General features: G+C 69.5%; 1 protein-coding gene. It reads right to left on the bottom strand.

Going from position 1 to position 1,655, the window contains the following annotated elements; genetic code table 11:
• Positions 1 to 19: 19 nt before the first annotated feature.
• The gene (locus HCJ93_RS28995) at positions 20 to 1,258 is read right to left on the bottom strand and encodes an IS110 family RNA-guided transposase (protein WP_167998798.1); all 1,239 of its coding nucleotides are present in this window, start codon (positions 1,256 to 1,258) and stop codon (positions 20 to 22) included.
• Between the last annotated feature and the right edge of the window lie 397 nt (positions 1,259 to 1,655).

The following is a 1,655-nucleotide window of genomic DNA, read 5'->3' as shown; positions in this document are numbered from 1 at the left end:
ATCTCACGTGCCTAAGAAGTCAAGCCGCCATGGCCAGACCCGCCGGGGAGGAGGTGAAGGCGTGCTGTTCGTCGAAGAGCTGCCGGGTCTGCAGGCAGTGGTAGAGCTGGCCGATCATGCGGTTGAACAGGTGCCTTTGCGCCTGGGCATGCCAGTCTCCGTGGTCGCGCCGTCGCCGGTAGTGGGCGGCGGCTCCGGGCGAGGCCGTGAGGGCGGCGAAGGCCCACTGGTGACCGGCGTTGGTCAGGCGGTTGTTCTTGATGTAGCGGCGTCCAACGAAGCGTTTCTTGCCCGAGGCCCGGGTGATGGGGGCCGATCCGGCGTATGCCTTCAAGGCCCGGGCGTCGGCGAACCTTGCGCGGTCGTCACCGATCTCTGCCAGCACCCGGGCGCCGAGCTGGACGCCGAGGCCGGGGAAGCTCAGCAGGATCTCAGCGTCCGGGTGCTGGCGAAAAAGCGACTCCACCGCCTCGGTGAGGTCGTCGACGGCCTTGCAGGATGCGTCCAACTGGGTGAGCAAGGCCAGCAGTTGCTGACCCATCGCTTCTTCGACGAGTGCGGGCTGGTGGGCCTGCTCGGCGCGCAGGGCGGTCTTGAGGCGGTCAGCTTCGGCGTCGATGCCACGGCTGCGGCCGGCCCGTTTGAGCGCGGCCCGCAGCTGGGGCAGGGTCAGCCGGGCCGCCGCGCTCGGGGTCGGTGCCAGGGCAAGCACGGCACGGGCTTCAGGCCGGGTCAGGCCGCCCTGCTTGCTCGAGAAGGCGTCCAGTGCGACGGGGTAGTACTCGCGCAGCAGCGAGCGGACCTGGTTGGCGATCTGCTGGCGGGACCAGACGGCGTCCTGCTGAGCGCGGGCCAGGACGGTGATGGCGCGGGCCAGGTCGCTGTCGTCGGGCAGCGGCCGGTGGGCGTGCATGTCGGTGCGCAGGATGTTGGCCAGGACCAGGGCGTCGCCGGGGTCGGACTTCTTGCGGGAGACGCCGTGCCGGTCACGGTAGCGGGCGGCGGCCAGCGGGTTGACCGCGTAGATCTTCCGCTTGCCGGTACGCAGGACGGCCACGAGCAAGCCGCCGGCGGTCTCGATGGCCACCGGTATCGGCGTCTCGGGGCTGTCGCCGTGCTCGGCGAGCAGGTCCAGCAGCAGGCGATAGCCGGCGAGGTCGTCGCTGATGCGGCGCTTGGCCAGCAGCTGGCCGTCTTGATTGACCAGAGCGACGTCGTGGTGCGACTCGGCCCAGTCGATCCCGCAGTACACGGTCAAGCCATTCCCCTCTCCTCGTGCGTTTGCGCAGGTGACAAGCCTGTGCGGGCCGCGCGGCGACCTAATCCCAGGACTCGACGGTCCGCCATCTCACTAGCCGTTCGCGGCACCAGCGCACCGCGCGGGCCCCGGTCTCGGTCAGAGCTCGAACGGCTCGCGGAGTTCGAGGGGGTCACCGTGCGGCGGGCTTGCACCACGACGATCAACGTCCGGAACAGGCCGACGGGTTTCGCAGCGGCCCGAAGACACCGGGCGCCACCGATCTTTCTGAAGGTCTCGCAGGACCAGGAACCCGGAGGGGTCAGCCCGGTGCCCACGGACCGCTACGAACCACATCGCATCGACAGTCCGGACCGCCCTGACGGGGCCAACCGGAACCGCTTACTCAAGGATTAGG

The organism is Streptomyces composti, assembly GCF_012034205.1.
Lineage (GTDB): Bacteria > Actinomycetota > Actinomycetes > Streptomycetales > Streptomycetaceae > Streptomyces > Streptomyces composti.
This window is presented reverse-complemented; position numbering and strand designations above follow the sequence as displayed.